The organism is Chitiniphilus eburneus (genome assembly GCF_005048205.1).
Taxonomy (GTDB): Bacteria; Pseudomonadota; Gammaproteobacteria; order Burkholderiales; family Chitinibacteraceae; genus Chitiniphilus; species Chitiniphilus eburneus.
In genome coordinates, this window is the sequence record NZ_SUMF01000029.1 from 20,090 (window position 1) to 42,369 (window position 22,280).

The following is a 22,280-nucleotide window of genomic DNA, read 5'->3' on the forward strand; positions in this document are numbered from 1 at the left end:
AGCAACAATTCGTCTGCAATTCGGCCAAAGCAGCCATTGCCGTGCGCAAAACCGATGCGAATGAAGATGTCCGAAGGGTATGGGAACTGCTACCCGGAATCCCGGAACCGGTGCAAACGCATCCAGCAAATCAGGTTTTGCCGGAGCGATCTACAATCACTGCTCCCGGACGTTGACGCGGAACACCACGCATAGCTTGACTACCCCCATCACCGCCGCCGTCCGCAGACGAACTCAACACGACACGTGGAGTTTCAATGACTGCTTTTGCGCTCATCATCCAGCACAAAACGCTCCCCGGAAAACGAGATGAAGTCCGAAAAGTATGGGAAAGGCACATGGCCCCGGCCATCTCCGCCAACCCGGGGCATATCGCGTACTTCTATTGCTTTGACAACGCCGACCCGGATGCCATCCACGCCTTCCAACAGTACACAAGCGCCGAAGCATCACAAGCATTCCTAAAGACGGATAGCTACGCTGCTTACCTGAAAGACGTAGAGCCACTTCTATCTGGCCCGCCACACGTTACGGCGCTGACTCCGATCTGGTCCAAAGTGGATTGACCATTCGTTCAACTCGACGCCATGTCGTGGCATCAGCCTGGGTTTCGGATACCCCGATGGCACATCACAGACCTACGGCTGGATGATGGATTACGGATGGGCTGACGGGCCCATCCGCCGACAGTTGAACCGCACAGGCAAAAGTCGACACCACATGAAATTCTGGGCAAAAGTCATTCCCTCCGGCAACGCGACGGCCGTCGAAGCGCCGAAGGAAGCGCTGGAGCAACTGAACGCCGGACCCCGTCCAGCGGTCGTCATAACGATCAACGGACACAGTTGGCGAAGCCGGATCGCAGTAATGCGAGGCATGCACCTGGTCGGTATCAGCGCAGCCAATCGCAAAGCGAGCAAAATAACCGAAAATGATCTGGTAGAAGTCCTGCTTGCACTCGACATTGAACCGCGCACGGTTGAAGAACCAGCAGATGTGGCATTGGCGCTGAACAAGCAAAAAGCACTGCGCAACGCCTTCGAGCACTTGCCGTTCGGTCTTCGGCGCAAACACATCGCAAGCATCGAAGCAGCGAAATCGCCTGAAACCCGCTTGCGCCGAATCGCCAAATTAATCAGCGAGCTGGAGCACGTTGCCGCCACGGCCTCGGCTAAAACCAAGAGCCGCTGACAAAACCCAGCACAGCGGTTCTGGCAAGGCGCGCGAAACGTCCTGAAAGGCAAGAAACCGGACTTCCTTCGGTCGCAGACAGTACAAGGCGTATGGCAAGTGAGGCTCGGCGCCCCCCGCGACATAGTCAGAAGGGGGTTATTAGCGGCTCTAAAGCCTGACCACCCATCCAGGTGCTCCCCGGGGGCTTGCTTCCTGCCCAGCCCCCACTGCTGCCCAATCGCAGCAACCGGCCACGTGCAGACGTTGATCCAGCCCCAGGTCAGAGCCTGGCCAACGCCAATTGAGCGATGGCCAGGGCAGTATCGGGCGTGGAGCCATCCTCGAGATGCCACGAGGCGGAAAGCCCCGCCCATGCCAGAATCCACTGAAGCAGCCGCCCATGCTCCAGGCCAGCCGCCGTCGCCACGACATCCACTCTTCGGGAAAACCGCGCCGGCTCCACCGCGGTCCGAAAGTCGGGATTGCAGAAGATATTGGCATAATCAAAGCCGCGCTCCCCCAACAGCCCCTTCGGGTCAATCGCGAGCCAGCCACGCGGACCAAAATCGAGAATATTGTTGTGGTGTATGTCCCCGTGGAGCACTCGAGCATCCTGTGGCGATGCCAATAAGTCCTTGGCGGTTGCCGCGGCACTGGCAAAGATTCCACCCTGCGCGGCGCGGGCCTCCAGCGCTTGAAACCGTCTGGACAGGCCAGTCAATACAGGCGGTTGCCCAGGTCGCGGTGCATGCAGCCGGGAAGCCACTTCACACATGATCCGGCTTGCCTCGTCGTCGCGTCCAATGCAAGCCAGCTCGGCGAGCGCCATGCCCCCCTCGGCACGCTCCAACAGGAGCGCCGCTCCGTGATGGGCCAGAACCCTGGCCGCGCCTTCGCCCCGCCACCAGATCATCAAAGCGGCGCCCGCCCTTTCCTCCTCCTGGACGGCAACTTTGAGCATTGCAGGCATTCCGTCGTACCGGACTGGCAAAAGGTGCCCGCTCTGGGTCGCGATGGGCAGGCCGTCCGCTACGAGGCCCCAACGAATCATGTACTCGTCAATCATCCCGCCACATTACGCCGCCCGGCGCGCCCCTGGTCTGTTGCCAGACAAATTCGCAGGCCCGCTCCGTCGAAGTCTGAGCAGCGGGTGCGGGCGGAACTGCTGCTTTGCGGCCAGCGCGGCGGTTCATGGCCGGCCAATCGATGTCGGCATCTCGCCGCATTGCAGACCTTAACGTCCGAATGAGGCGACATCGCCCACCTTCCAGTCAGCGCGCGCGCCGGTAGTGCATGGCCATCACACCGTTGCCAAGCGGCCTCGCCGAAACCAACTCGAGTCGCCTCGTGCCGGGCAAGCCGCCTTCGTACAGGGTAGGGCCGTGGCCGGCGATTCTGGGGTGGAGCAACAACTGATACTCATCGATCAGATCCAGCCGGTCCAGCGCGGTCGCGAGCTTGCCACTACCGAGCAGCACACCGTCCGGTGTCGCATCCTTGAGTCTCTGCACACCGGCGCGCAGATCCCCGGCGATAAGGTGGCTATGGGTCCACGGAAAGACCTGTCGCGTCGAGGACACCACATACTTCGGCTTCGCCTCCAGCTTGACCGCCCACTCGCGCATCGCCGACGACGCCTCCGCCTCGCCACGGGCGACCGCTGGCCAGTAGCTTTCCATCATCTCGTAGGTAACGCGCCCCCACAGCATCGCCCCGCTCTCTTCCATGAGACGGGTAAAGAACGCGTGTGTCTCGCCGTCGGCAATTCCTTCCTGGTGGTCGACGCAGCCGTCCAGGGTAAGGTTGATACTGAAGGTCAAGAGCCCCATGGTGTCCTCCGTTCGAAATGCGCGACGAAACGCCCACCGCCTTGCCCCAGGACATGGGTCCGGTTACGGAAGTGCTCACTCCGTGTCGCCTGACGGGAGGCCGGGGCTGCACGGCAACGGAGGGAACCCAAAGCGCAGCTTCGGGCAGTCCGGTTGGCTGGACAGCCAGAGTGCTTCCCACCTCTATTCCGAAATGTACTCATACTTTGAAACGACTTTGCCACCCGCTGAGTATCCAATCCCGAATGCGCCAAGAAAGTGCATGTAGCGTTCCTCGGTGACACAGCGACCATCGTTCTTGCCACGGTAGTCGGCATCCTTTCCCCACCACAAATTATCACCGCATGGACGCACCTCGCTTGGTGGGCCCAAGACTTCTACGACGGATTCACGAGAAGCCCCTTCCTCAATCGCATAAAACATATGCGCCTCGTGCTTAACGGCTGTTGAGTAGTTGAACCAGCAAATACTGATGATTGCTACGAAAAGGATTGCCGAAACCAGCACTATGAGCGAAAGGCGACGTCGTTGTGGTGTCATGGTTCTAACGCCCCGCATCAGCCGCGGATTTGCCGCAGCGGAGCGAAGGCAAATACCTCGGCTGCATGCGATGGTCAGGGCCACCGGTGGATGATAATTGACTTATATACCTTTCCAATGACGGACTTCCAGATTGCCTGTTCAGATTCCCGGTAGGAAAGATTGATAGCGAGGGTTTGGCTTGGCGTAAATATTTGAACAATGCTCCCAATGACGGGGCCTTTGGGGTCGCTATGGCGATAGTCGGTAATCAGAGCGGGGTACCCAGAGATGGTGGCACGACGAACACCATAGAACGCCAATAGCTGAAGGCCTTGTTGGCGAAGAGTCTTTTGCAGAGTACTGTGCACCCCGGCTTGAAATAGCTTTATCCCAGCAGTGCTCATATTGGCAATCGCCGACGTCGATCCAGCAAGGGGTTTCGTTGAATCCACCCGAACCGCGGCATAGGTGGATCGAGGCATCGAGTAGGCCGCAATGAGATTTGCTTTTGTTCTATCTGGTGCGCCCACGCCTGAGAGCTCCATGGTGGCCTCAACCGTCGTATCAATTAACTGATGGTGTTCTGCCGTAAAGAGCCCCCAATCTTTCGGGAGCTGAAGCTCTACCCCACGATCTAACTTGACCGCGATGAAATTCGAAGCGGCTGCAATATGCGGAGCAAGAACAAGCAGACAGACTAGTGCGAAACGCATTTTCATGTTTTTGGCCCTCACAGTTGAGACTGACAGCTCCATCAGTGCATCATCAGTAATACGGATATCCCCAAGCCCCCAAGGGGATGATTTTTATAACATTTACCCAACAAATGTCTTTGCATGCACGCAATCATACAAGCATGACGCACCTTACGCAGCATGTGAATGCCACATCCATTCAGCGAAGTGCCCCCAACGCCAGAATGGATCGTCACCAGTAACCAGATTCCGCACCTCTCCCCAACCGGGGCTTTAACCGCCGCTCATTTCGCGCGCACATCAGCCAACGCCAGCCCAAAGCGTGCTTTCACGGCATCGTCGTCGCTATACGCCACGTTGAAACGCATGAACCGCCGCGCATCCGGCCCACGGCTGAGCAGGCTGCCGGGGGCCAGAATCAGGCCGTGGCGCAGGCCCGCGCGGGCCAGGGTCTCGCTGTCGATGTCTTCCGGCAGGCGCGCCCAGTGGAACATACCGCCCTCCCCGCCGAAAGGCAGCGTGCACCCGGCAGCCAGCAGCCATTGCGCCACCCGCCCGCCGGATTCCATCAAGCGATGGACCAGGCGCTTGCAGTGCCGCCCATAGCTGCCATCGATCAGCATGCGATAGACGATCTGCTCCAGCAGCTCGCAGGTCACGCCCCCGCTCATCAGCTTCAGATGGGTCAGCGCGGCGGCCAGGCTGGGCGACGCCGCCACATAGCTCACGCGCGGATTGGCAGTGAGTATCTTGGAAAACCCCGACACATAGCTCACCTGCTCCACACCGGCCAGCGCCGCCAGCCGGGGCGGCGGCTTATCGTGCAGGTCACCGTAGAGATCGTCCTCGATCACATGGCAGCCGTACTGCCGCGCCAGTTGCAGCAGACGGAACGCCTGCGCCGGCAGGAACGATTGCCCGGTAGGGTTGTGCAACAGACCGGAGGTCAGATAGACACGCGGCCGGCGCGACGACAGGCAGCGCTCGAACGCCTCCAGGTCCAGGCCTTCCGGCCCGCGCGCCACCGTCACCACCTGCGCCCCGTGCAGCGTCAGATTGCTGTGGAAATTGAAATAGCAGGGATCGTCCAGCAGCACCGTATCGCCGGGGCGCAGCAGCAACCGCAACAGCATGTCCACCGCCTGCATGGTGTTGGCGGCGGTCACGATCTGCTCCGCCGGCACCACCAACCCCTGGCAGGCCAGCTTTTCCCGCAACGCCTCGCGCAAGGGCGGGTAACCGCTGGCCACACCGTATTCGGCCAGCCGCAGCAAGGGCGCGCGCACCGTCTGCCGCATCGCCTGGCGCAACGCGTCCGAATCGAGCCAGGACTCGGGCAGAAAACCGCAACCGGGGCGTGCCGCACCGTTCGACGAGATCAGCAGCCGCCGCAGCACGCTGAGGAAATCCTGCGGCAGCAGATCGTTCAAGACCGCCGAGGTCTGCCCGCCCTGGCCGCGCGCGGCCACGAAATAGCCGCGCCCCTGGTACGAAACAATCAGATTGCGCCCCCGCAAGCGGTCGAGCGCATCGATCACCGTGAACTTACTCACGCCCAGGGTCTGCGTCAGCTCGCGGATCGACGGCAACTTGGTGCCTGGCGGCAGTTCACCAGCGGCGATGGCCTGCGCCAGGTGATCGGCAATCTGTTGAACCTTAGGCAAACCTATCGTGAAATTTATTGCAGATACGTGCACATACCACTCCAAACTTTACTGGTAATCGTACCGGTAAAGTCAGGCTATTTTGCTGAGCCATTTATCTGCCCGCTGGACGCCCCACCCCCTACCCTTGCGCTCGCCTGATGCGAAACGCCCGCTCCAGCCAGGCGGGCATCGCCCATCGCCATGACAGACAAAGCGTTTCGCCAGGCTTCGCACGCTTTGGAGAAACCAGCACATGCCCACCCTCAGGTTCGTCAACACCGGCACCCAGGTCGAGTTCACCGGCAGCGTGGCGTTGATCGAGATGGAAGACCACATCATGTTCGGCTGCAAATCCGGCAACTGCGGCACCTGCGCCGTACGCATCGTCAGTGGCGGGGAAAACCTGTCCGAAAAGACCGACCGCGAGCATCGACTGTTCGAACTCACCGGCGAAACCGATCCCGCGATGCGGCTCGCCTGCCAATGCAAGGCCTACGGCGACGCCGTGCTGTTTGAAATCAACTAGGAGCTTTCCATGGAACACCACAACCGCATCACCGACCGTTCGCTGATCCGCAGCAAGCCCTTTCTCGACAAGGAAGCCAGCGCCCGCGCCAAGCGCGAGATCGACGCCTTCCTCGACGGCAAGATCGAAGAATGGAACCGCACCGTGCCCTACGCGCGGCACTTCGAAGGCAAACAGGTTCACCTGCCCTACTACCGCCAGTCGCTGATCGAGCACTGCTGGCGCATCCGCCTGATGCGCAGCGCGCAGGCCAACGCCCTGCATCGCATCACCAAGCTGCACGCCGAGGCCGCCAAGCTGTACGCGGCCTACCAGGACGAGGAAATGCTGCACGACATGCTGTTCATGCAGGATGCCGAGCGCATCGGCGTCAGCCGTGACGAAATCTACGCCACCGAGCCCAGCTTCTGCACACGCCTGCTAGCCGGCTACCTGTACTTCGTCGCCGAGCACGAAAAACCGCTGGGGGTGATCTGCTACAGCTACCTGGTCGAATACACCACCCAGAAGATCACCCCCCGGCAGATCAAAGCCATGGGCGAATCGCTGGGCAAGGACCACATCCGGGGCCAGGCCGCCCACCTGAACACCGACCTGGTCGAAGACCACACCCAGGACATGTGGGACATCCTCAGCCTGCTGGTGGACAACGAGCAGGATCTGACCGACATCAAGCGCTACCTCTCGGAGATCCAGGACCTGCTGAAAATGTTCTTCGAAGAGATGTATCGCCTGCACGGCGCCGCCGAGCAGCAAGCCGCCTGAGTGCCCGGTGCAATCGCCCGCCGCCCCTGCGGCGGCGGGCAGCGAGGATGAACACAATGAAACAGGGATTCTTGATTCTGTCGCACCAGGGCCTGTCGATGGTGGCGCCGCTCGCCGCCGAGCTGGCCCGGCGCGGCTACGCGGCCTGCGTACTGTCGTCCGCCTCCGCGCGCGGCCTGCATCCGGAATGGGCGGAACAGGTGGACCATGCCGCGTTCACCGACGACCACGCATTGTCCTGGCCACAGGTGGACACCCATCTCGACACACTCGCCGGGCAATACCGCATGGTCGGCTGCATCTCGGTGTGGGATGGCTATCGCGGCCTGATGGCGCAGGCCAACCAGCGGCTCGGCGCCTGCGACGTACCGGCGACGGTGATCGACGCACTGCGCGACAAACTGGCAATGCGCGACACGCTGGCCCGGCATGGCCTGACGAAAAAGACCGCGCAGCCACTGACGCCGGAACGCTTCGCCGCACTGGAGCACCGCGCGGCGCACTTCATCAAACCGCGCACCGGCCTGGCCAGCTTCGGCACCTTCCGCGCCGACCGACTGACCCATTTCGACGAACTGGCGGCGCTGTGGCGCCTGGCCTGCGAAGACGCGGCCTATAGCGGCATCTTCAGCGGCGAACCGGCCTTCATCGTCGAAGACCTGATCCGTGGCCCGGAATGCAGCTTCGAGGTCAGCGTCGAGCGTGGCTGCGTCTGCGTCCACGCGGTACATGAAAAGATCGACCTGCAATCGCACGGCCGCACCACGCTGGAAAACGCCTGCACCTGCCCCCCGCTGTCGCTGCCGCCCCAGGCCGCCGCCAGCGGCCACGACTTCATCGCGCGCTGCCTGGCCGCCTTCGGCATCCAGAGCGGCGTCTACCACATCGAAGCGCGCCATCACCCCGAAGACGGCTGGGAGATCATCGAGATCAACCCACGCATCGGCGGCGCCTACATCGTCGACAGCACGCAACTGCACAGCGGCGTCGATCTGCTGGCACGCTGGCTGGACCTGCTGACCGGCCGCATCGCCGCCCCCGCGCACAACGAACGCCGCCACACCTTCTTCCGCGTATTTTTCGGCGAAAGCGGCCGCACCGTGCGCCAGCTCAGCCGCCGCGACACCGGCCAGCCCGCGCTGCGCGACAAACTGTTCGTGCGCGAAGGCGAACGGCTGCCGCAGGTCGAGCGCGAAATCTTCATCGGCCAGGCGCTGTGGGACATCACCGCGCTCTCCACCGCCGAACGCGCGCGCTTCGTGATCGACAGCCAGGCGCACTTCGCCATCGAGTATCACGCATGAACATCGTCATCCTGCACCGCATTCCCTACGCCAAAGTACGCTACGACCTGGCGATCGACCACGCCCGCCACCGCGTCACCTACCTGTGCCTGGACGCCACCAGCGCCGCCGACCTGCCGAGCACGGCCGACTTCCGCCTGCTGGAACGCGAACGCTTCGACGCCGACCACCTGGCCGCCACGCTGGCGCCGTTGTGGCAAGACGCAGATCGCATCATCGCGCGCTCGGAATACGACCTGCTGGCCGCCGCGCAACTGCGCGAACGCTTCGATATCCCCGGCGAGCGCCCGGCCGCCCTCCTGCCGCTGCGCGACAAATGGCTGATGCGCGAACGCTGCCGCACCGCCGGCCTGCCGCAGCCCGACTACTGGGACGCCGCCACCTTCGCGCACCAAGCGCCGGAAACCGGCCGCTACCTGATCAAGCCCCGGCTCGAAGCCTCCAGCACCGGCATCGTTACCGGCACGCGGGCGGAGATCGCGGCGCGGCTGGCGCAGCTCGACGATACCGGCGCGCTGATCGTCGAAGCCTTCGTCCCCGGCGACATCTTCCATGTGGACGGCTTCATCGCCGCCGGCCGCATCGTCACCGCCGTGACCAGCGATTACGTGGGCGACTGCCTCAATTACGCCAACGGCGCACCACTGGGATCGGCACAACGGCCGGCCGACGCGGTGGCGCTGGCGCTGGCCGGCCGCACGCTGGCCGCGCTGGGCCAGCGCGACGGCAGCTTTCACTTCGAAGGCATCCGCGATCCGGACGGCCACTACTGGTTCCTGGAAACCGCCGCGCGCGTCGGCGGCGCCGGGGTGGCGGAAACCTTCGAACTGAAAACCGGCATCAACCTCTACCAGGCCGACCTGTACTACCAATTGCACGCCGAAGCGCCCGTGCTGCAACCGCGCGAGCACGACCACTACTTCGGCTGGTTCGTCTACCCCGGCCACCGCTACCACGGACCGCTGCACGTCGACTTCGACGCCGCCCGCTGGCAGGACACCCTGCGCTCCCACCAGCGCAACCACCGCCCCCGGGACAGCCACGGCATCAGCTACACCCCCGGCGCATCGCCGCTATCGGGCGTGGTCCAGGGCAACGCCGACGCCGTACGCCACACACTACAACGCATCTTTGCCGAAACCCGGGTCAGCCAGACCGCCTGAAACGCTCGAGGACCGCCATGGAACACTGCCTGATCGTCGTTGGCTACAACAACGTACGCATCTACGACATCGCCAAGCTGCGCGCCATCGCCCAGCGACGCGGCCTGCGGCTGATGCTGCTGACCGAACGCCCGCAGCCACAGGACTACGACGCCGCCGACGCGGTGATCGTCGTCTCGCTGGACGCCGCCGCGCTGGACGCCGCGCAGGCCGTGGTAGCAGCCGCGCTGACCCAGCACGGGCTACGCCCGCTGGGCATCCTGCCATTCTCCGACCGGGGCATCCTGCTCGGCGCGCGGCTCGCCACCCGCTTCGGTCTGCCCGGCCCGGCCCCCGCACAGGCCGCCGCCGGGCTGGACAAACGCGTGTTCCGCGCGCTGGACCAGGCCCGCACCGAACGCGCGCCCGGCTACCAGCCGGTATTCAGCACCCAGGTGGACACCCTGGACGCCTTGCAGACCACCGTAGCCACGCTGGGCGGCAAAGCCTTCGTCAAACCCGCCAGCGAAGGCAACAGCCGCGGTTGCCACGTCATCCGCCACCTCGGCGCCTGTGCCGCCGTATGGCAGGCGCTGGCGCCCTACCGCCAGGGCGGCGTGATCGTCGAAACACTGATCGAACACGCCCGCGAATACAGTTGGGATTACGTCGCCGGCCAGTGCTGGATCACCGAAAAGCACACCACACAGGACGAATTCCGCGCCGAATACCAACAGATCGTACCGGCGCCGCTATTGGCCACCGACGCGCATCGCATCGATCAGGCCGGGCGCTACATGCGCGCACTGGTGTCCGACACCAACGGCGCCTACCACAACGAAATCTTCCACCGCGACGACACCACCTGGGCGGTGGAAACCAATATGCGCCCGGCCGGCATGCACATCTGGGACCTCGCCGCCCTGTCGTTCCCCGGCTTCAACCCGTGGGAAGAATGGGTGGCCTGGGCGCTCGACGACAGCCACCGCGCCGCGCCATTGCAGCGCCGGGGCTACAGCGGCATCCGCATGCTGCGCGCACCGGCCGACGGCATCCTGCTCGCGATGCCGGACATCGCCACACTGGCCCAGGCGCTGGGCATCGCCGTGGAACAGGCCGGCTATTCCAAGCAGCCGGGCGACATCGTCAGCGCCACCGTGCGCGACAACGCCGCCTTCATCGGCCAGATCATCCTGCACGCCGACGACCACGCCACACTGCGCGCCCGGCTGGACGCGCTGGCCGGCGCCATCGAGGCCAGCCTGCACATCGCACCGCATGCCGTCACCCAGCCCGTACCGGCACTGACATGACCCGCTCGCGCATCGCCGTCTTCCTCGCCTCGCGCGCGGCCTCCACCCTGGGCGACCAGATGCTGATGTTCGCAGTGCCGCTGATCGTCTACCGCGCCACCGGCAGCGTCTCGATGTCCGGACTGGCCTTTCTCTGCGAATGGCTGCCCCGCGTCGTCTCGCTGCCGCTGGCCGGCGTACTGGCCGACCGCGTGGGTGGCGCGCGCGTCTACGTCGTGGCCGACAGCGTGCGCGCCGTGGCCTGCCTGCTGGCGGCCTGGGCACTGGCCGTAGCGCCCCAGCAGGCGTTCGCCGTCACCGCCCTGCTGATGGCGCTGTGCGCGTTCTGCTACGCCCAGGCCTTCATCGCCCTGGAAGCCACCGTACCGCTGCTGGTGAGCAAAGCCGACATGCCCAAGGCGCAGAGCACCCTGCAAGGCATCAACTACGGCGCCGGCGTGGCCGGCCCCGCACTGGCCGGCCTGCTGATGCTGTGGCTGGCGCCGGCACAGCTACTATGGGCCGCCAGCGCAGTATTCGCGCTCAGCGCCTGCGGCGTGCGCACCCTGCGTGCAGCGCGACGGATCGATACCGACGTCCGCCGCGAAGGCGTACTGGCCGGCCTGGCAACCGGCTTTCGCATCCTGCGCGGCACGCCGTTGCTGATCGCACTGGTGGGGTTGTCGCTGGCGGTAAACCTGGTGGTGGGGCTGGCGCTGGCCACCGGCGCCGCCATCACCGTCGGCCACTTCGGCCTGCCCGATCAAGCCTACGCCAGCCTCCAGGTCTCGGTGGGCATCCTGTCGATCGCCAGCTTCCTGCTGGTACCGTGGCTGCTCAAGCGCATCTCGGTCTACCGTCTGGGCATCGTCGCCTTCCTGGTCATCGCCGTCGGCGGGCTGATCATGGGGCTGGCCGGCAGCTACCCCGTGTTCGTGTTCGGCTACGCGCTGAGCTTCGCCCTGTGCGGCCTGTTCAACGTCTTCATCCGCACCGAACGCCTGCACTGGATACCGCAAGCGCAACTGGGCCGCGCCATCGGCCTGATCGTCCTGCTCAACCAATTGAGCCTGCCGCTGGCGGGGCTGCTGGTCACGGCGGTGGGCGACCGCGTACCGGTACAGCGGCTCTACCTCGCCGTAGCCCTGCTGGCAGTGGCGACCTTCCTGCTGCTGCGTCGCTACCTGCATCGCCATTCCCGCACCGCGCTACCGCCCGAACTGATCCCCAAGGCAGCGTGAACCCAAACCACCACACCGCACCCAAGCGCGGTGTGGTGGTGGGTGCGGCCATGAGCGACTCAGGGACGCTTCACCACATTGAAGATCACCCCACCGGTCCGGCTACTGTTGGGCGCCATGCCCAGCAGGCGGCCACCGCTGGTTTCGTACAACGCCACACCGGTGAACGTCAGCCCCGCCGACACGCACGGCGCCACACCGAAGGTAGTGCTGATCGCATAATAGTTATGCGTCGCATCCGGAGTCACGGTACCGCTGAAAGCGCACCCGGCCGTATCCACGCCGGTGACCTTGCCATCGCTGTCCACGGTCAACACCACCACCTCGGTACCGCCCGGGCTGCTGGCCAGACCATCGTAGGAGCCGGCCACCGCCGCCAGCGACGGGGTGTTTTCATAGGCGGAATCGTAATTGGCGCTGAAGGTCACCGTATCCGCGTTCTGGCCATAGGTAAGACTGCCCGAGATCGTGCTCTGCTCGGTGTAGCTGCCAGTGATCGAGGCCGGACTGATGGTGCCCAGCTCGATGTTGTAATCGACCGCATTGTTGGAGGCCAGCGTACCGTCGCTGGCAGAGAGAACGCCTTCCACACCACCGCCGATGATGCTCGACGACAGCTTGGTGGTGTACCAGGTATAGAACTGCCCGCTGGGCACGATCAGCGTGGTGGTCTGGCGGCTGTCGGACGTGGATCCCCTGTAGATCCCCTGGGCCGGCACCGGGGTCGGGGTCGGCGCCGTGGTGGGCGTGGGGGACGGATCACCGCCCCCGGTGCCATCGGCGGGCCCGTTACAACTGATCAGCCCCAATGAAAACACCGAGGTCAGCGCCAGCGTGACCGAAGCGGCCTTATAGTTCATTCCAGTCCTCCTGAGGGGTTTGCTCATGCGACACGCGACAGTAGTCCCTATCCAGAGCCAGTGACAATCGCCAAGGCTGCACCATCCGCAAGGCTCGGCAAGCCCGGCATCGCGGGCGGCACCGGCCCGCCACCGCGCAGCCTGTCTTCAGGGTAAGCCAAGATCGCCCAGGATGAAGCCCGAACACACCGCCTCCAAAGCGCCACGCCCATCGCACCGCATGATATCCGCATCGCCGCCTGCCCTGGCGTAAGCAAAGCACACTGCCAACCACCCCCGGCCGTCCTTCCGGCGCCGGCACGCAAAACGCCATCCGATCGTCAGCTACCAACGGTTGCCACTGGCCCGCGCCGGGATAATCGTCGCCTTGTCGCCGCCCGACGGCAGCGCCCGCGGATAGCGGCCATGACGCAATGCTGCAAGAACCCGGGCGTAGTCCAGTCAGCCCACTTATCGCTGGATGTAGCAAAAGAGATAGAATGCCGCTTTACCGCTGTCAGCAAACCAACAAAAAGTAAGCTTTCCAGCATGATTCTCAACTCCCTGATTTTTGGCGGCATCACCGGCATCTGGTGGGCACTGGTGTGGTTCGTACTGCCCGTGGACCTGCGACAATTGTCGGTGCCCTCGCTGACGTTGTTGCACGTGGCGCCCCCCGTACTGCTGATGGGCGCATGGAGCGCCTGGAAAAGCTACCGCGCCAAACGCGCGGCGGCGCTCGCGCAAGCGGCCATCGACGCCCAGGCCGCCGAAAACGCAGCCCGGATCAGCGCCGCGCGCGACACGCACGAAGCCGAACTGCGCCGCCGCCGCGCCTACGTGGATTGCCGGGGCGTCTGGGTCTCCTCCACCACACCGCCGCCCGGCTGGTTCGAAGGCCAGCCGGCACCCTGCGCGTTCCTGGAACATCCAGCCGAGGAAACGCTGGGCGTCGGCCGCGAAACCGCCCTGCGCCAATCGCTGCACGAAGTGCTCTCGCTGGCCATCGGCAGCAGCCCCGCCATCGCCTGGCTGCCGATCTACCTGCTGCCCGGCAACCAGATGGCCGGCGCCGCCCAACTGGACCTGGCGCGCGGCGCCTGGCAGGCAGCCATCGACGACAATGCCCTCGACCACCCGCCCGGCCAGGCCGACTGCAAGTTCCTGCCCGGCATCGATGGCGTGGCCGACCGCGTCGTCGCCCTGTTCGAAAACGACCCCACCCTGCCCGCACTGCTGCTGCTCGGCCCCGACTCGCCACTGGCAGACACCGAAGCGGACGACCCCTACGACGACGACGCGCCCCCCGCCCCATCCGCCAGCGGCAAGCCCGGCCATGCCGTGGTCGCCCTGCTGTTCAGCCGCCCCGGCCTGACCACCAGCTATCGCGACGACGACGCAGTGGTCACCGGTGACGACCAGGACCCGTACCAGCCCTACTGGGAACGCCAGGGCGGCGAAGCCGCCGGCCTGGGCTGGGCCCGCGTACCGCCGCCACTGCAACCCGCATTGCTGGACCTGGCGCCGCTCGCCACCCTGCACCAGGGCCGCACCCTGCAAAAGCAGGGCGGCGTGGGACACGGCAACGGCCTGTCGCGGCAGATCCAGAACCTGCTGGAAGGCGCACTGATCAACGCCAGCCTGCGCGACCAGCCATTCGACAGCGCCGAGGCCGACGCCCCCGCGCCGGTGGAAATCGGCTGGCTGGCGCACAACAGCGGCAGCGTCGATACCGGCGGCAGCCGGCTGGCAGCGCTGGCCACCGCCCTGCACTACTTCGGCAGCGAACTGAACCCCATCGACCAGGCCACCAACGTGGTCGTCGAATACGGCGACATCGGCGCCGCACGCGGCCCGCTGCTGCTGGCCACAGCGCTGCTGCGCGCCGCGCAACTGGCGCAGCCCACCGTCGCGGCCGAGTTCGACGGCGACGACTTCGTCGGGGTCGGCGTGATGCGCCCCGCCATTGCAGGAGCAACCCCATGAAACGCGTCATCCGCCTGGGCGACCCCACCAGCCACGGCGGCTCGGTGGTCAGCGCATCACCGTCCACGGTGGTGATGGGCAAAGCCATCGCCCGCCTGGGCGACAAAGTCAGTTGCCCCAAACCCGGCCATTCGAACTGCGTCATCGTCGAAGCCGATCCGAACTGGCTGGTCGATGGCAAACCCGTCGCGCTGGACGGACACAAGACAAGCTGTGGCGCCGCGCTGATCGCCACGATACCCAACATGGAAAGAGGTTAAAGCATGGATCAGTCCCGGCAGGACAAACTGGAACTGCTGCTCGCCCCCGTATCGGAGGCCCAGCCGGCCGGTAGCGACCTGGGCTATTCGCCGTTGTTCGACCAGATTCGCGAAGCGCGCCGCGCCGACGACCCGGTGCTGTCGCAAGGCGACTGGGCCGCATCGCTCAAGAGCGCCGACTGGCCCAAAACGCGCAAACTGTGCGAAGACGCGCTGATCGGCCAGAGCAAAGACCTGCAACTGGCAGTGTGGTACGTCGAAGCACTGACCCGGATCGACGGCTACGCCGGCCTGGATTTCGGGCTGCGCTTCGTCGCCGGCCTGCTGCAACGCTATTGGGAAACCGCGTATCCCGAACTGGACCCGGACGACCTGGACGAACGCGTGGGCAAGCTGGAATGGCTGAACACCCAACTGGGACGCGCCATACGCCAGGTGCCGCTCATCCCGCAGGCGCACGGCGGCTACGACTGGTACCGCTGGCAGGAATCGCGCGAGGTGGAAAACCTGGGCCTGCGCGATGGCGAAGCCCGCGAACGCGCCATCGCCGAAGGCAAACTGTCCGGCGAAGTGTTCGACAAAGCCGCGCAGTACGCCGGCCTGCCGTGGTTCCAGACCCTGAGCGAACAATTGACCGACGCACGCGACGCCTATGCCGGGCTGGACAGCCTGTGCGACGAACGCTTCGGCTACGCCGCGCCCAACCTGGCGGAAATCCGCGAAGCGATCAACGCCGCCAGCGACGTGGTGAACCGCCTGTTCGAACAGTTCGGCGGCCGCGCCGCCGCCACGCCCGCCGGGGAGACCCAGCCCGTCATGAACACCACCCCGCACGATGCCCCGGCCACACCGACAGCCACGCCCCAGGCACTGATCGCCGCCGGCCCCATCGCCAGCCGCGCCGACGCCATCCGCCAGCTCCGCGACATCGCGCGCTTCTTCCGCGCCAACGAACCGCACAGCCCCGTCGCCCTGCTCGCCGAGCGCGCCGCCAAATGGGCCGAAATGCCACTGGAAGACTGGTTGCAAACGGTGATCAAAGACGACTCCACACTGGGTCAACTGCGGGAGTTGCTGGATTTCCGGCAGGCATGAACGGCCGACTCAGCATGAACGACAAAAACAAAGACCTTCGGGTCTTTGTTTTTTTGGCGGACGCCATGGAGGCTACCGGCCAAACTACCGTGATACCGAATGCGGAATCTGATCATCCAAGTCATGGTTTTCCCCTCTTGTAAGTGCTGCCTGCGGCCTCCACCGCAGCCTCGGATGGGGAAGTCCCTTTTATTCGCTAGACCACATGAAAACGTCCCAGAACTTTCGCTCCTTTCTTCTCACCGCTTTGGTCGTGCCAATAATTGGTAGCTCCAATGCTCAGGAAGCTGCCCCCCTCATAAATCCAAGTATTCCGAGGGAATCCTATACATCTGAACGAGCAGCCGAAGGTCGCGCTCAATTCAATTCAATGCAGGGGGAGCGGGAGGCATGTGGGGACGCCTACATTCGCGCCTATCAAGAGTCACTTTACAAGTACTGCGTCGCTACTGATGGCGGCGAGAATATCGGAGGAGGCTGCGCCCATGTTGCATATGCCCGGTCAATCCACCCCAAAGTCCTGGAGCTGGCTCTTGAACACTGCACCAGCTTGGTAACGGCCGTGGAATGAATGGCCTGGGTTGCATCAGAGACAAGATTGATCGCCTGATGCAGCAAGCTGTCGGCTGTGTGAATGCTACAACGGCCCGGCTTGGCCGCTTCGTAGTCAGTCCACACCTGAAATTGATTTCTTCAAAAATCGGATAGCCTCAATCAATTGAGGAATATCCTGGCGCGCCTTGGCAATAAAATCCTGATCTGCCACGCTGGCGCCGATCAACTCGATATCCTCTCTTCGGTTCTCGCCCTCTCCAATCATTATAAAGTTGGAACCACTTTGATGATCCCGCCCCTCCACATAGGAAACCCATGGCATCGGCGCGGCCGCATTGCAGCGCCGCTCAACTTCATCCAGATAGCCATCAGATATGAATTCTTTCGTCTCTTCCATAGCACTTTTCATGGCTTCACACACCAGTTGTTGACGTTGACTGAACGCCTCGCCCTGATTGCACTCTCGATACGATGAATTCCCTGAATGGTCTGCCCTCCAACCACGGTAAGCGCACAGTCCTTGCCTTCCAGGGCTCGGCTCAATCGAAACCCGTCCAGGGCGACACCCTCTTCGTCTGGCGGGAAAATTGCACCGATTCCCAACGAAATTTTCTGTAAGAAAAACCGCCGAACATTCCAGTAAATACAGCTGAATAGCCACGTCGTACCATAGTGAAAATCCGCCTTATAAGGCTCAAACACGTTTGATTTCCACTTTTTATGATAAGGCGCCAGATATGTCACCCAATATGCAGTTGGGTTCCACCGAACCGACAGCACCGCAGAGGGCAATGCATGAATAGCATCCACGCAATTCATGGCCCTCTCGATATTTCCCCGCATTGATGGCTTTCTTTGCTTCCAAGATGCCATCCGCGATGACTGCATGATAGCGGTCAAGCAAAAGCCGGAAATTGGGTGTTTCAACCCCACAGACAGCACTTTCGAACTGTGCGATAAAATCGGCCTCTGACAGAATTTCTGTTTGTGGCAACCCCTGCAAGGCCATGAACGCTGGCACCTTCTCCTTCCCGGATACGTCAAACTGGCACAACGCACGGATGTACCTGCTCGCCATGCCCACGTCAGGTTGGCCATTTGTGTAGCCCAACCAAAAGCGGGCCAGCGCCAGCATCCAGTCGAGCGCAGCAATCCTGACTTTCAATCCCGCGTTATCCATCTCATCATCAATTGTGTAAGTCAACGGCATAATCATGCCTGCCATTCCTTTCCATCGGGCTTAATAAACCTCAATGGATTGCTATTCGTACACTCATATCGATTGAACGAATGCACTTCCCGGGGGCCGTGGCAGTAGAAGATTTTGGCTTGATTGGCACTGACGCCGATCTCTTGCTACAGCAGACAATTGGTGCAGGTGAACTCAGGCCGCAATATGGCAGCTTGGTTGCTTCAGCTTGCTTTCTCAAAAAATAAAATCAAGAAAAAACCATTGGCCTCTTATTCCGGAATATAGGTGAAATACCCTTCAACCCAGTGATCCTTGCCCACCTGGTATTTTTGGATGTCAAATCCATCGGGTGCATCCATGAAACCGGGCTTTTCCGAAAGCCTTGAAATTGCGAGCCTTGCCTCTGCATCGCTGGCATAAACACCGATAAATTTTACATCCTCTTCCCCACCGGGAAGCTCATGTACATGATGTAGTATATAAACAGAATCCACGGGTACAGCCCCTAAAGTTTCATATGTTTTACTTTTACTTCCACCTCTTCATTCATCCCATCCAAACCCTTCCGTCCAATGGACATCATTCATTGCATACTTTTCTATTAAAAATCCATCCGGGTAATCTCTAAACCCCGGGAGGCCACTTAGAAATTCGATGGCCTTTTCCGCGCTCTCCGCTGAGTCGAAAACCCCTAAAAATTTATAATTTTCGCTCTCACACTCATCATTCCCATAAATGTGCTCCAATACGTAGACATTCACCGGAATTTTCTCACCTGAAATTACTCTTTGGCCCCAAAGCTTCACATATTTCCGCTAAAGAACCACCCCTTCCATCATGATTCAACAACATGAGCAAGAAGCAGGTCCTCATCCAGCAACACTGTAAAGCACCATATGTTCTTCATGCCATCCAGCAAAACAAATTCATCATTAGGTTCATTTACAGACGACATCAGTCTTGAAAACATCTTTCTATTAGAAGAAACCTCTTCTTTTCTTCAAAAATCCTTCCCTCACAGGGACGCAGCATCATCTAAAGTATCAGCAAGATATTGAGACACGTAAGTGCCCCCTTGAAACTCGACAAAAAACGAATAAATTTTCATCTTTTATATCTGGAAAACAGCATTTTATTCCATCTTTTCTCATAGGGTAAAAGATAACAAGCCCAAAACCCCGGCTCATCCCATCCATGCTTGTTTTGAATCGCGTCACCCAGACAGTGCAATGTATCAGCCAAATCCTGCAACTCATCCCAATCACCGGCAGTGGAGAGCCTGAAAATCTCCTCAACACCCGCCCACAAGACAACTTCGTATCTTTCCAAAACCTTGAGATTATTCTCATCGGCCTGCGATTTTTGCTCAAGAATCCACTCCGGCGAGTAAAATTCACCAAACATATCAAATGCTTTACCCTCAGCCACTCCCATATGGATTGCTTTCAAAATAGCCAGAAGGCGCACCCTTTTCTGGTTATTTTTTTCAAACCTCAAAATACTCAATACTTCGCCAGATGCCTTGAAAAACTCAACCAAGGGTTTCATTGTCCACCCCTATCAACCCATCAACCACAGCAAATCTGGATTGGTTAAAAAACACTTCTTTACATACGATCCTCAAATCCACCTCTCCGCCAGCGGCACAAAGCAAAATCAAATTTTTCATTTTAAAATCCTCCTTCGATCCAAATCGATATTCATTCCCCATCCATTGCTCACACTCTCCTGGTGAAAATACCTGACAAGACACCAAGCCAACATATTCGGCAAACCCTTCATGCTCTGCCTCGTCAAAGCAATTTTGATAATCCAACGAAATGGTATTTCTACATTCCACCCAACCAACAAAATCCCCTTTCATCATATCGATGAATTTCAAATTGATATTTCTTCCATTATTTTCAATAACAATCGAATCCAAATTTACATTTTCCAATATTTTTTTCATCGCTTCACCTTGCCCAGTGGCTTGCTGTGGTACAGGGGTGACGTACCGTTGGCGGCTTTGTCCGTCATTTTTTGGTAGTCGTAGTAATAGAAGTCTTCGCGGCTGCCGGTACTGAGATCGACTTCCTGGTACTGCAGGCCATTGGTACCGGCGAGTTGAAATTTACATCGCCAACACTTTCAAAAGGAATGACAATAACATCCATTTCAATTTCCCTTCCCTTTCACTCCATGAGCTTCGCCTTTCATTTTTCGCGCGGCAGCTCCGGCCGGTGGCACCGACCAGTTTTTCGCCATATGGGCGGTAGATCCTCCGCCACAGTAGTTTGCCTTTGGCGGCGATGGCGGCAATCCGGTGGCCCAGGGAGTCGCAGTGCAACAGGACGTGCCATTGGTGGCTTCATCCGCTATTTTCTAGCGGGCGCGGTAATAAAGTTTACGCAGGCGCCGGGGGCGAGGTCGATCTACTGATGCGCAAACTATTTTTTAGCGATCAAATTTGCAATCAAAAGCCTTTCCTTCTATTACCTCACAACTATAAATTCCACCAAATTCAAACTCTTCCCTTGGACCACCATTGTGAAGGCTAACTTGATACCTATCCCCCTCCTTGAAGACGGCAGCCATTGCATGTTTAATATCGTCACTTAAGGTTTTTTTTGTTGCCAATATGGCTTTTAGTGCATTTTTGTTTTGCAAGCACTCCTTGGGGCTTTTTTCTGTCAAATCGCGAACTTGAGATTTTTTATAAACAAATTCCTTTTGGGCCTTGTCATGAAAAACCCTATCCAAGCGGACGTCACAAATTAATCCATTCTGTGCCATTGCACAATTTGCATAGAAGAAAAAAAGAAAAAATGAATTTTTCATAGATCAAACTCCCCTTTACTTAAACTCCAACCTTTGATTTCACCGTCACGCCGATCTTCTTCATCGGCTTGCCGGCCGCCATGCGGTCGAGCAGGTCGGCGGAGATGCGTGCCAGCACGGTGCGGTTGAGGATCGCGTCGGCGTCGCGTGCGCCGCTGTCCACGTCGTAGCAGCGGCTGATCACCAGTTCGATCAGCTCCTCGAGGAAATCCACCTGCGCGCCGTGGTTTTCCTCGATGCGACGACGGATCTTGCCGAGTTTCAGGCCGACGATGCGGAGCAGCACGTCGTCGCGCGCCGGGGCATGCTGCCCGATGGGGACGAAGGCAAGCACATCAATCTAGTGCTGGTGGTCAACAGAACAACCACGCAAGCTGTTCATCAACCGCAAGACTGGCGCATGACGCGCCGACTCAGCGCTGTCAACTCTCCGATGTCTTGAGCTTTCGCCATAGCCACCACCTTTGTGCGGCAGGATAATGGCAGCTTCGTCTTTTAAATCACCAAACATCCAAACATTCATTCGTCACTCATTGTTTCTTTTTTTGCCAATTCACTCACCTCACGCAAAAAAAACTCCACTTCTAATTTTTCATCTGGACTCATATCTGAGCGCCCCTCCAAAGACATATTCCCGCAAACAATGTCGATGCCCAGCATCCCGTCTTCAAAGTCAAAATCCCACTCAAACCCCCTTTCCATCAAAAGGGAATTTAGTGTCTCCATGCGCAAGAGCAGCGATGGCAATTTAATTTTTTTTTGAAAAAAACCATCAATCGTTCTTATCAAATCAAGAAATATATCTGAATTCATTAAAAAACCTCTTTTCAATTATTTTTTATCGCCACCGCCACCCTTGTTTTCTCCCCCGCCCTTATCTTCACCCTTTGTCTCCCCTTTTTCCTTTTTTCCGCTTTTCCCGATACTTTTTACTGTAACTACTTTACCGTCTTGATTAACTACCACTTGAACACCATTTTTCGTATCGTTGTGCACAATCTCACCTCGATCAGGCCGACTCTCACCGTTCTTTATTGCTTCCTCCACAGCCGAGGGTGGAACACCCCGACCTTGCATCCTATCAAAGGCATGCCCGCTGTAGTCGCGATCACCAATCGTGCCTGGTGCATTCGTACCCGGCTCAACCTCAATCGGACTACCACGAGAACCAGTGGGAGTTGTAGGACTGGGATCACTATTCATCATCCCCTTAATTGAGTTCCATGCATCAATCAGACTTTGTTGAGCATCTTTATTATTAGCAACATAGATGGCAGCAATTAGAAGCGGCACACCAACTTCAAGCACAATGGCGGCACGACCATCCGGATCAACATACCTCAGCGGATTGTTATTGGCATAGGTATAGCGCCCAAAGCTATGGATCGGGTTGGAAGC

General features: G+C 60.1%; 27 protein-coding genes. 11 read left to right on the forward strand and 16 right to left on the reverse strand.

Annotated features, from left to right (window positions below):
- The first annotated feature begins 257 nt into the window (after nucleotides 1–257).
- Both FAZ21_RS16735 and FAZ21_RS16740 read left to right on the forward strand, forming a co-directional pair.
- The gene (locus FAZ21_RS16735) at nucleotides 258–566 is read left to right on the forward strand and encodes a putative quinol monooxygenase (RefSeq protein ID WP_136774588.1); all 309 of its coding nucleotides are present in this window, start codon (nucleotides 258–260) and stop codon (nucleotides 564–566) included.
- 154 nt (nucleotides 567–720) lie between these two features.
- Nucleotides 721–1,191: a YdeI/OmpD-associated family protein gene (locus FAZ21_RS16740; RefSeq protein WP_136774589.1), complete on the forward strand. Its 471-nt coding sequence runs from the start codon at nucleotides 721–723 to the stop codon at nucleotides 1,189–1,191.
- 262 nt (nucleotides 1,192–1,453) lie between these two features.
- Here FAZ21_RS16740 and FAZ21_RS16745 read toward each other — a convergent pair whose 3' ends face one another.
- The 5 genes from FAZ21_RS16745 to FAZ21_RS16765 all read right to left on the reverse strand — a co-directional run bounded on the left by FAZ21_RS16745 (nucleotide 1,454) and on the right by FAZ21_RS16765 (nucleotide 5,883).
- A complete protein-coding gene (locus FAZ21_RS16745; RefSeq protein WP_136774590.1) occupies nucleotides 1,454–2,239 on the reverse strand; it encodes an aminoglycoside phosphotransferase family protein in 786 nt (261 codons plus the stop codon).
- Between the two features lie 205 nt (nucleotides 2,240–2,444).
- Nucleotides 2,445–3,002 (reverse strand): dihydrofolate reductase family protein, encoded by a 558-nt coding sequence (locus FAZ21_RS16750; RefSeq protein ID WP_136774591.1) that lies wholly within the window; start codon nucleotides 3,000–3,002, stop codon nucleotides 2,445–2,447.
- 183 nt (nucleotides 3,003–3,185) lie between these two features.
- Complete coding sequence (locus tag FAZ21_RS16755; protein ID WP_136774592.1) at nucleotides 3,186–3,542, reverse strand: outer membrane protein assembly factor BamE; 357 nt, start codon at nucleotides 3,540–3,542, stop codon at nucleotides 3,186–3,188.
- Between the two features lie 74 nt (nucleotides 3,543–3,616).
- On the reverse strand, nucleotides 3,617–4,243 hold the full coding sequence (locus tag FAZ21_RS16760) for a hypothetical protein (RefSeq protein ID WP_136774593.1): 627 nt from the start codon (nucleotides 4,241–4,243) through the stop codon (nucleotides 3,617–3,619).
- A 260-nt stretch (nucleotides 4,244–4,503) separates the two neighbouring features.
- Nucleotides 4,504–5,883, reverse strand: a complete 1,380-nt coding sequence (locus FAZ21_RS16765; RefSeq protein WP_246038720.1) for an aminotransferase-like domain-containing protein — start codon at nucleotides 5,881–5,883, stop codon at nucleotides 4,504–4,506.
- A gap of 235 nt (nucleotides 5,884–6,118) precedes the next feature.
- On the opposite strand from FAZ21_RS16765, the gene FAZ21_RS16770 reads away from it, so the two are divergent.
- Genes FAZ21_RS16770 through FAZ21_RS16795 form a run of 6 tightly spaced genes read left to right on the forward strand, consistent with a single transcriptional unit; the run spans nucleotide 6,119 to nucleotide 12,135 of the window.
- Complete coding sequence (locus tag FAZ21_RS16770) at nucleotides 6,119–6,391, forward strand: 2Fe-2S iron-sulfur cluster-binding protein (protein ID WP_136774595.1); 273 nt, start codon at nucleotides 6,119–6,121, stop codon at nucleotides 6,389–6,391.
- Nucleotides 6,392–6,400: 9 nt separating this feature from the next.
- Nucleotides 6,401–7,156, forward strand: a complete 756-nt coding sequence (locus FAZ21_RS16775) for an iron-containing redox enzyme family protein (protein ID WP_136774596.1) — start codon at nucleotides 6,401–6,403, stop codon at nucleotides 7,154–7,156.
- A 56-nt stretch (nucleotides 7,157–7,212) separates the two neighbouring features.
- Nucleotides 7,213–8,460, forward strand: a complete 1,248-nt coding sequence (locus FAZ21_RS16780; RefSeq protein ID WP_136774597.1) for an ATP-grasp domain-containing protein — start codon at nucleotides 7,213–7,215, stop codon at nucleotides 8,458–8,460.
- The gene (locus FAZ21_RS16785) at nucleotides 8,457–9,623 is read left to right on the forward strand and encodes an ATP-grasp domain-containing protein (protein ID WP_136774598.1); all 1,167 of its coding nucleotides are present in this window, start codon (nucleotides 8,457–8,459) and stop codon (nucleotides 9,621–9,623) included. The genes FAZ21_RS16780 and FAZ21_RS16785 overlap by 4 nt, the downstream gene beginning before the upstream one ends.
- 17 nt (nucleotides 9,624–9,640) lie before the next feature.
- Entirely contained in the window at nucleotides 9,641–10,915 is a 1,275-nt protein-coding gene (locus tag FAZ21_RS16790) for an ATP-grasp domain-containing protein (protein WP_136774599.1), read from the forward strand.
- Nucleotides 10,912–12,135: an MFS transporter gene (locus FAZ21_RS16795; protein WP_136774600.1), complete on the forward strand. Its 1,224-nt coding sequence runs from the start codon at nucleotides 10,912–10,914 to the stop codon at nucleotides 12,133–12,135. Before FAZ21_RS16790 ends, FAZ21_RS16795 begins: the two co-directional genes overlap by 4 nt.
- A gap of 59 nt (nucleotides 12,136–12,194) precedes the next feature.
- Here the strand turns inward: FAZ21_RS16795 and FAZ21_RS16800 are convergent, their stop codons facing one another.
- Nucleotides 12,195–12,995: a hypothetical protein gene (locus FAZ21_RS16800; protein ID WP_136774601.1), complete on the reverse strand. Its 801-nt coding sequence runs from the start codon at nucleotides 12,993–12,995 to the stop codon at nucleotides 12,195–12,197.
- 528 nt (nucleotides 12,996–13,523) lie between these two features.
- Here FAZ21_RS16800 and FAZ21_RS16805 point away from each other — a divergent pair.
- The 3 genes from FAZ21_RS16805 to tssA are packed head-to-tail and all read left to right on the forward strand — an operon-like array spanning nucleotide 13,524 to nucleotide 16,315.
- Nucleotides 13,524–14,960, forward strand: a complete 1,437-nt coding sequence (locus FAZ21_RS16805) for a hypothetical protein (protein WP_136774602.1) — start codon at nucleotides 13,524–13,526, stop codon at nucleotides 14,958–14,960.
- Nucleotides 14,957–15,220 carry a PAAR domain-containing protein gene (locus tag FAZ21_RS16810; RefSeq protein WP_136774603.1) on the forward strand — a complete coding sequence of 88 codons (264 nt, stop codon included), beginning with the start codon at nucleotides 14,957–14,959 and terminating at the stop codon, nucleotides 15,218–15,220. The genes FAZ21_RS16805 and FAZ21_RS16810 overlap by 4 nt, the downstream gene beginning before the upstream one ends.
- A 3-nt stretch (nucleotides 15,221–15,223) precedes the next feature.
- Nucleotides 15,224–16,315, forward strand: a complete 1,092-nt coding sequence (gene tssA / locus FAZ21_RS16815) for a type VI secretion system protein TssA (protein WP_136774604.1) — start codon at nucleotides 15,224–15,226, stop codon at nucleotides 16,313–16,315.
- Between the two features lie 667 nt (nucleotides 16,316–16,982).
- Here the strand turns inward: tssA and FAZ21_RS16820 are convergent.
- The 10 genes from FAZ21_RS16820 to FAZ21_RS16865 all read right to left on the reverse strand — a co-directional run.
- A complete protein-coding gene (locus FAZ21_RS16820; protein ID WP_211243505.1) occupies nucleotides 16,983–17,279 on the reverse strand; it encodes a hypothetical protein in 297 nt (98 codons plus the stop codon).
- Nucleotides 17,280–17,588: 309 nt separating this feature from the next.
- Complete coding sequence (locus FAZ21_RS16825) at nucleotides 17,589–18,086, reverse strand: hypothetical protein (RefSeq protein ID WP_136774605.1); 498 nt, start codon at nucleotides 18,084–18,086, stop codon at nucleotides 17,589–17,591.
- A 245-nt stretch (nucleotides 18,087–18,331) separates the two neighbouring features.
- A complete protein-coding gene (locus FAZ21_RS16830; RefSeq protein WP_136774606.1) occupies nucleotides 18,332–18,556 on the reverse strand; it encodes a DUF7336 domain-containing protein in 225 nt (74 codons plus the stop codon).
- Nucleotides 18,557–18,604: 48 nt separating this feature from the next.
- Nucleotides 18,605–18,868, reverse strand: a complete 264-nt coding sequence (locus FAZ21_RS21350; protein ID WP_444542053.1) for a DUF7336 domain-containing protein — start codon at nucleotides 18,866–18,868, stop codon at nucleotides 18,605–18,607.
- A 298-nt stretch (nucleotides 18,869–19,166) separates the two neighbouring features.
- Nucleotides 19,167–19,610, reverse strand: coding sequence for a hypothetical protein (locus FAZ21_RS16840; protein ID WP_136774608.1), 444 nt, complete (start codon nucleotides 19,608–19,610; stop codon nucleotides 19,167–19,169).
- Nucleotides 19,594–20,013 (reverse strand): hypothetical protein, encoded by a 420-nt coding sequence (locus FAZ21_RS16845; RefSeq protein ID WP_136774609.1) that lies wholly within the window; start codon nucleotides 20,011–20,013, stop codon nucleotides 19,594–19,596. Before FAZ21_RS16845 ends, FAZ21_RS16840 begins: the two co-directional genes overlap by 17 nt.
- Nucleotides 20,014–20,498: 485 nt before the next feature.
- The gene (locus tag FAZ21_RS16850) at nucleotides 20,499–20,882 is read right to left on the reverse strand and encodes a hypothetical protein (RefSeq protein ID WP_136774610.1); all 384 of its coding nucleotides are present in this window, start codon (nucleotides 20,880–20,882) and stop codon (nucleotides 20,499–20,501) included.
- A gap of 19 nt (nucleotides 20,883–20,901) precedes the next feature.
- Entirely contained in the window at nucleotides 20,902–21,216 is a 315-nt protein-coding gene (locus FAZ21_RS16855) for a ClpB D2-like domain containing protein (RefSeq protein ID WP_246038737.1), read from the reverse strand.
- A gap of 185 nt (nucleotides 21,217–21,401) precedes the next feature.
- Complete coding sequence (locus FAZ21_RS16860; protein WP_136774611.1) at nucleotides 21,402–21,695, reverse strand: hypothetical protein; 294 nt, start codon at nucleotides 21,693–21,695, stop codon at nucleotides 21,402–21,404.
- 18 nt (nucleotides 21,696–21,713) lie between these two features.
- A partial coding sequence (locus tag FAZ21_RS16865) for a DUF4258 domain-containing protein (protein WP_136774612.1) occupies nucleotides 21,714–22,280 on the reverse strand: 567 nt, incomplete at its 5' end.